Raw genomic sequence first — 7,147 nt, 5'->3', positions numbered from 1 at the left:
CCTGGGCGCGGTCTTCCTCTTCCTCCCGGTCGGCATGGCCTTCGCCTTCCTCGGCGTGCAGCTGGCCGTCTTCGGCGTCTACATGGGAGCCTCCTTCGCCCCCAACCACAAGGGCATGCCAATGGTCCCCGCCGACGCCCGCATCGACTTCTTCTCCCGCCAGGTACTCACCGGACGCAACGTGATGGCCCGCACCGGCTTCGGCAACAAGGTGCTCTCCCACGTCTACGGCGGCCTGAACTACCAGGTGGAACACCACCTGTTCCCCTCGATGCCACGCGCCAACCTGGCCGGGGTATCGAACATCGTGCGCGCCTACTGCGCCGAGCACCAGATCCCCTACACCGTGGCCAGCGTGCGCGAATCCTACGCCCAGGTCATCACCTACCTGAACAAGGTCGGCCTCTCGGCCCGCGACCCGTTCGACTGCCCAATGGTCTCCGGATACCGCCTCCCGTAAACGATCCTGCCGTGACGGATGGGAACATCACAGGTGGCTGAGCGTCGAGGGCGGAAGCGAGAATAATCAAAGTCTGGCGCTTCTCAATCCCTTGTTCCTCGAAACATGGTAAAGTTGAAATTAACAGATTCAGAAACGCGAACTAATGAACCGCTGCTGTGGATCTACGTTGGATTTTTAATAAGCGCCTCCTCGGAAAATAATTCCACGAGAGCGAATAGCGTCACTTGAAATATTCGTCCCTGCTTCTCACGTAGGGCATTCGACCGAACATCCGAGGCTTAGCAGCCTAGTTCGATCGACCATGAAACTGTCTCCACTGAAGCATTCTTGCCACCCAATCTCAGGAATCGACGATCGGGTAGCCTTTAAGCTTTCTCAAGCTTCACTGAATCATCACGAGATACACCAAAGACTCATACTGCATCGCGATAGCGGCGCAAGCATAAACAGTCGTTATTTACGACGAACGAATAGGAACACACATGGCTACTGGCACCGTAAAATGGTTCAACTCCGAAAAGGGCTTCGGCTTTATCGCACCATCCGATGGATCCGCCGACGTATTCGCACATTACAGTGCAATTCAGAGCTTCGGATTCAAGAACCTTGAAGAAGGCCAAACGGTCGAGTACAAGCTGGAAGCTGGCCCCAAGGGCCCTCAGGCAACTGAGATCCAGGTTCGCTAAGCGCACCTAGATAAACTTAAAAAGCAAGACGGGATGGGCCAAGGGCCCGTCCCGTCTTGCTTTTACTTTTACTTATTCCCGTGCATCAGTACATTGGGGATCACCGGAAAGCAATCAACCTTCCGACGTGACTTAGATTACTTTAGTCAGGTATGGCATGCCCACGATCGACGCAACGCGTGACGCTCATTAGATGAGTTTCAAGTGGTCCGGCACCCTGCCTGCCAGGGGGAAGCAAGACCACCGTTTCGTGGCAACTTAGCCCCTGCAGTGGTATGCAGAACAAGAACACACTCCACCATGAATTCGAATTCCATTCCCGACTGCTCGGGCCATGTCCAGGAATAGAGTCTGGATCGCACCAGCCGGGCCGACCACTTCAACGCAGCCCCAGCCCAGTCCAAGAAATCAACTAACGCGTGGACTACGAGCACTCCATCTAAAACACCGGGGTCCTAGGCTGCCTACGAGCCCATGGACTGCATTCCTAGCAGGTAGTTGAGAGACGCGGGTCGCAGCAATCACCCACAACTAGGCGCGCACGAATACTGGCGCCTTCAAAAGCAAGCCGCCCAAGGAGCAGGCGGATACCGCCGGGCTGAAAAGGAACTGGCGGCCAGCAAACGGAATCTGACTCCGCGCAAACCTCTCAGGGAAGCAGGGAAAAACCCATGCGATCCCCGAATAATTCTGAGAAGTGCACGGCTTCCACGTGACAGCGCGGTCTATCCGTGCCGATGTTGAAAAACAGCTGGTTGCCGATAGCCCCCACCTTCGCAGGGACCAGCAAGTCACTGATGCTTCGTCGCCAACACGCGGCGTGGGAAGGTCACCCATCGGTGCGAGCGGCTCATCGGGGATACCGGTGTACAAACCTAGCGGATACAAAGATGTCCTGATCCTCAGCACGTCGAATAGTGGGTGGATCATCCTCCAGGCTCCCGAGCCGATCCATGCCTTCTGGTTGTCCCAGGGAATAAATCTCAGCACGGTGAGCATCATGCATGGGCAGCTGCACCGTGAAAAGCATGCGGCCGAACACTATCGACAGACCCCTCACCCGATTCTCAAAGCGTCGGAGCTGGTGGCTTAGCACCTGGTCGTCTCATTGACGCTAAATTTTCCGAATGGCACCCACAGCCAACCGTATCCGAGGCCCACGAGAACGATCATTAGGAAAATGAGAACAGACCGTCGGCAAACCCTATAGCGCTAAAGGGTCTATCCAACTTTGCGTTGAAGCGGAGACAGGCCGGGCATCAGATACTGGAGCATTTGCAGGGTCTTGGACTAGAACTAACAGCGAGCTAGCAGAGCAATCACCCGCGATCAGGCGTAAACTGAAAAAGAGAGGCTCATCCACCACCAACGTATAGGTGCTGAAGACTCCCGCCGGCGTATAGCTTTTGTGCCATTCACCTTATGTGACATGACGTTCAGATCAAAGCATCAGTGTTGAACCGGAAAATGATCATTCGTGGTTAATCGGCTCCCCGGACTTATGCAGCCCCCGTAGTCTTCCTTGAACAATTTTCTTCTCGCCCGTGGATTATCTGATGAACACCTCAGCCATCGCCGCCAACTACCCTACACGAATGAGGGAATTGGTCACGCAAGCCAAAGAGCAAAACCTGCTCCGACCGCGCCAGCTTAAGTACGTGCTGTTGACTCTCGAACTTTCCTTACTTCTTGCATTCACTGTTGCCGCCTTCGTTTTGATCGGTGATTCCTGGTGGCAAGTCATGGTGGCGATGTGCAGCGCATTCCTCCTCGTGCACTTCGCTTTTCTTGTTCATGATGGCGCCCATTTCCAAATCTTCCGCAACCCCGCACACAATGAAATTTTCGCTGTCGTGACCGCTGCACTTGTTGTTGGGGCCAGCTACAGCTGGTGGCAGCACAAACATTCGGCGCATCATCGCAACCCAAATCATATGGCTTTAGATCCAGACGTAAAACTTCCCATCATCCGGGCCAAACCGAAGATGACGGGCTTCACGAGCTGGAAACCAATCCGGATATTTGTCACGCATCAAGGCATGTTGCTCTTCGCCCTGATGTTCCTCGAAGGGATTTCCATCTACGTCGCAAGTTGGAAACACCTGCTTCGTTCGGGAGTCGTAAAATACCGTTCCCTGCAGATCACCCTCATCGCCATTAACCATTCCACAGTGGTGATCTTGATGATCTGGATCCTTTCCCCCGGGATTGCTGGTGCCATAGTCGGAATCCATCTGGGACTCTTCGGATTCTATTTAGGCATGGTCTTTGCACTGAATCACAAAGGAATGCCCCTCATCACTGACGCACGCAGAAGCGATTACTTGCTATGCCAAGTCCTCGTCAGCAGAAACATCCAATCAAATGCGTTCTTGGCCTGGTTGATGGGCGGACTTAATAATCAGATAGAGCATCACCTTTTCCCGACCGCTCCACGATTCACCCTCCGCAAGCTCGCTGTCCTCGTCGAGCAACACTGTCGTAGCGTCGGCGTTCCCTACACCAAAGTTTCACTCACCGAAAGCTATCGCCGCGTCTATCTATACGTGAACCGGGTAGGTATCGGGCGAAGCAACGACTACATCTGCCCGCTGGGATCGTTTCAATACTCCCCCCAGATCATCCTGCCAGCAGCACCAAACCACGTCGCAACACAAACGAAAGGCGCAGTGTGATCCTCATGGAAAAGCCCAGCAGATGCCCGCGTTGTCTCAGAAATTCCCTAGTGGAAACGGAAACACGTCGCTATCAAGACGAGGAATATCAGCTACGAAGATGGGACAACGATGGCGGCCATGATGAAGGAATGCAACAGGACGTAGAAGTCACTATGCGCGAAGTGCTCTGGACTTGCACATTCTGCGGCTGGCATCGAGTCGCGTTCAGTACCCAAGAACCGAATCTAGGGCCTGAAAAACATCCAGACAGGCCAGGTACTCCACCCATTGCTCCTGCGATTCCACGATCGCTCGATTAATCCGCTCCATCTCCACCAACCGAAAGATCAGAGCTGATGGTCCATGAACTACGAACCATACCCGACGCCCACAGTTCGCGACCCCCTCACCGTGGGCAATGTGCTGATAGATTCCTTGCCAGCAACACTCTTCACCGATAGCGCCCCTGAAAAATACATGATCGCCGTAGTATTCAACCGGAGGCCCGAGCTTGAAGAGATTCATAACATCCTCAGTCCTACCGTCAAGCAAGAGCTTGCCTCCGCCGGATACACCGACGTTGAACTCGGGATCTCTAACCGGCGCCTGGAAATTTCCAACACCTCTCTCGAGGAACTCCGCGATGGATTGGCTTTCGCGATTACCCGTGTCCTAGCCCGACAAAGTGAAGTATTCCAGCAGCACCGCAGAGCAGCTGAAGCTCGGTTCAAAAAGGAAACCAACGAAGAAAGCCACCGTGCCCAGGCTGTCCAAACCCTAGCCAGTTCTATCTCTTTCGGTCTTCAAGTCGAAACTGACCAGTCTATCTAAATAAACTCGGCGGCCCGGACACAGCACGCACCGTCCGTCGCAAACCTCGGATTGAGAATCAACCATGAACAAATCATCCAGTATCCCGCCACAACAACTACCCCGTACCACCCATGTCTCAGCACAGGGCAATAACGCGCAATTCAGTGTCTCTGAGACCCCTCAGGAACAGTCAGCGACAACAGTCTGGTCAGATGCCCGTCGTAATCGACCACGCGTTACTCGAACAGGAGTGTTGTGGGTGTCCATGGTCGTCGGACTCTTGCTCTTGGTGCTTCTAATCGTATTTATCGCACAGAACCAAGTCTCAGTCCCATTGCAGTACTTCGGATGGAGCGGCTCGGTCGGTCTCGGACTGGCTTTGTTCATGTCCGCTGTCGCGGGCGGGCTGGTCATCGCAATTGTTGGCGTCGCTCGTATCATGCAATTGCGTTCCACAACCGCAACGCAACGAAAGAAGCTCGATCATTAAGACGTGCAGAGCAAACAGTCATCGAGTCTGGCGAGCTTGCTTTGATAACAATGCTGTTTGCCACTCCCTCTAAGACGGGGCCCGAGGACGGAAACGACGAAAGCTGTAAATTATTGTTCCCAGAGCCACCACCCCAGATGCCAGCAGGGTTGCGCCTGTACCCCACCCTCCGAACAACCACCAGCGAGGATTAGCTGGCCACCATCGCGGCACCGGCAAACCAATGCCCCACAAGATACCCAGCCCGACGAGAAGGCCCGAGACTAGGAGGCTAAAGGCTACGCGAGGCCAAGTTTGCACGCTTTGTCGGGCTAAATGCATGGCTTGTCGTTTGATAGGCCTTAAGAGCTTTCTAGCCCATTCGTAGCGCATCGCTAGGAGAGCCATGCCAGCAGCGATCAATAACAAGCCTGGACCCGGAAGAACCAGTGCGGCAACACCGGCTGCGACCAGCAACCAGCCAGCGATCTCGATGAAGCGGAACTTCAACCACACCAAAAACCACCATTTCGCCTTCTTCACCGAAGACATGTGGCCTCCAACCTTGGGCGACAACGCCACCGTCATCGCCAGAGCTTTAGACTAAACCCCCTGCAGCAAGAACAGGTCGCAATCTCCGCAGATTCACAGATACCATGTGTTCGGCACATTGCTCGACTCCAGCAATTCAAAACATTGTCATCCCGACAAACGATGAAAGAGCCGATAGATTCTCAACTGGATATTGCCGATACTTGGAAAAGAACCCATTTCGGTCTAAGGGGGGAGCAATGACACCACCCCGCGCGGCAGTCATTTACAACCCGGTAAAAGCGCCGCTAAATGAACTGAAAAAGCAGGTTCGAATCCAGGAAGCCCAACAACACTGGGCACCAACGACCTGGCACCCTACCGGTCCCGGAGATTTCGGTACTAGCGCCGTACGACAAGCGCGCACCAATCATCCCGACGTAGTAATAGTCGTAGGGGGCGACGGAATCATTCGAGCTGTTGCCAGTGCTCTGGCCAGCAGTAAGATTCCATTAGCCCTAGTTCCATGCGGCACGGGCAACCTTCTGGCAAGGAATCTCAAAACACCACTCCATAACTTCGAAGCCTGCATCCTCACCGCCTTCCAAGGGAGCACAACGTACGTCGATATGGTTGTCATAGACCTGGAACAGGCTCAGGGGTCGCACAGTACCCAAATGTTCCTCGTCATGGCAGGACTAGGACTGGATGCGGACATGGCCGCTCACACCAGCACTCACATGAAAAAATACCTAGGCTGGGCTGCCTACAGCGTACCCATCGCCCGATCAGTGATCTCGCACAAGCTTTTTCAGCTGACGTACCGAATCGACAGCCAAGGCCTGGCTCGGGCCCATGCCCACACCGTTATCATCGGCAACTGCGGGACACTGACAGGTAACATGCTGCTACTCCCCTCCGCACGTCTCAATGACGGCATCCTGGATGTGGCACTTCTGAAACCAACTGGGCGTCTGTCGTGGGCCAGAATCGCAGCACGACTGGCTCTGCAAGGACTTACTCGCCGGTCGTCGCTTGGCCAGGAAATCATTTCCTACGCTTTGAACCACGCTTCACTGACCTATCTCCAGGGACAGCGTTTCGAAGCAACCTTTACCAGCCCGAGAGCCATAGAACTCGACGGCGACAGCTTCGGTGCAGTTACCGGCCTCGCTGCGCAAATCCTTCCCGGAGCGCTGATGATCAAGACCGCTACGCCGGAACATGATCGTGACCTACGACGGATGACATAGCCGGGACCTCCCAGACGAAAGCTCCGCATGGCCACTCGGCCCAAGGATTGGCAAAGTCGCCTCGTAGAGTACCGCCCGTTGGTCTGCCGGGGACTCGCCATCTCGGGATGATGAAAACTGTCCTTCGATAGATCCCAGCGTGGTGTCGCATCCCTAGTTGGCCAATAGTCCAAATGTTGTCACGGCAATTGAATGGCAGCAAGGTAATTGGGCTCTTCAGGATTGAGAGTGTAGCCACCTAAAACCAACACCCGGGACCCCGGGCATGTCGCCAA

Annotated in this window: 8 protein-coding genes; 7 read left to right on the top strand and 1 reads right to left on the bottom strand. The window is 54.5% G+C overall.

What is annotated here, in order from left to right:
* From IEY43_RS17950 to IEY43_RS18525, 5 genes are all read left to right on the top strand, one after another.
* Positions 1–460, top strand: a 460-nt coding sequence (locus IEY43_RS17950) for a fatty acid desaturase family protein (RefSeq protein ID WP_188950387.1), incomplete at its 5' end; no start/stop codon positions are given.
* A 485-nt stretch (positions 461–945) separates the two neighbouring features.
* Positions 946–1,149 carry a cold-shock protein gene (locus IEY43_RS17945; RefSeq protein ID WP_131089371.1) on the top strand — a complete coding sequence of 68 codons (204 nt, stop codon included), beginning with the start codon at positions 946–948 and terminating at the stop codon, positions 1,147–1,149.
* A gap of 1,556 nt (positions 1,150–2,705) precedes the next feature.
* The gene (locus tag IEY43_RS17940; RefSeq protein ID WP_188950385.1) at positions 2,706–3,824 is read left to right on the top strand and encodes a fatty acid desaturase family protein; all 1,119 of its coding nucleotides are present in this window, start codon (positions 2,706–2,708) and stop codon (positions 3,822–3,824) included.
* A gap of 345 nt (positions 3,825–4,169) precedes the next feature.
* On the top strand, positions 4,170–4,637 hold the full coding sequence (locus IEY43_RS17935) for a hypothetical protein (protein ID WP_188950383.1): 468 nt from the start codon (positions 4,170–4,172) through the stop codon (positions 4,635–4,637).
* Positions 4,638–4,701: 64 nt separating this feature from the next.
* Entirely contained in the window at positions 4,702–5,109 is a 408-nt protein-coding gene (locus IEY43_RS18525) for a LapA family protein (RefSeq protein WP_374189877.1), read from the top strand.
* 69 nt (positions 5,110–5,178) lie between these two features.
* Here the strand turns inward: IEY43_RS18525 and IEY43_RS17925 are convergent, their stop codons facing one another.
* Positions 5,179–5,565: a PGPGW domain-containing protein gene (locus IEY43_RS17925; protein ID WP_229777489.1), complete on the bottom strand. Its 387-nt coding sequence runs from the start codon at positions 5,563–5,565 to the stop codon at positions 5,179–5,181.
* Between IEY43_RS17925 and IEY43_RS18295 the strand changes: the two genes are divergently transcribed.
* The gene (locus IEY43_RS18295; RefSeq protein ID WP_229777490.1) at positions 5,495–5,695 is read left to right on the top strand and encodes a hypothetical protein; all 201 of its coding nucleotides are present in this window, start codon (positions 5,495–5,497) and stop codon (positions 5,693–5,695) included. The two genes, IEY43_RS17925 and IEY43_RS18295, sit on opposite strands and share 71 nt — an antisense overlap.
* Positions 5,696–5,879: 184 nt before the next feature.
* Positions 5,880–6,872: a diacylglycerol/lipid kinase family protein gene (locus IEY43_RS17920; RefSeq protein ID WP_188950377.1), complete on the top strand. Its 993-nt coding sequence runs from the start codon at positions 5,880–5,882 to the stop codon at positions 6,870–6,872.
* Positions 6,873–7,147: the final 275 nt, after the last annotated feature.

Origin of the sequence: Glutamicibacter protophormiae (assembly GCF_014647495.1) — a bacterium.
In the GTDB taxonomy this organism is placed as follows: domain Bacteria; phylum Actinomycetota; class Actinomycetes; order Actinomycetales; family Micrococcaceae; genus Glutamicibacter; species Glutamicibacter protophormiae.
The sequence above is the reverse complement of the archived record's forward strand: the minus strand, read 5'-3'. Positions and strand labels throughout refer to the sequence as shown.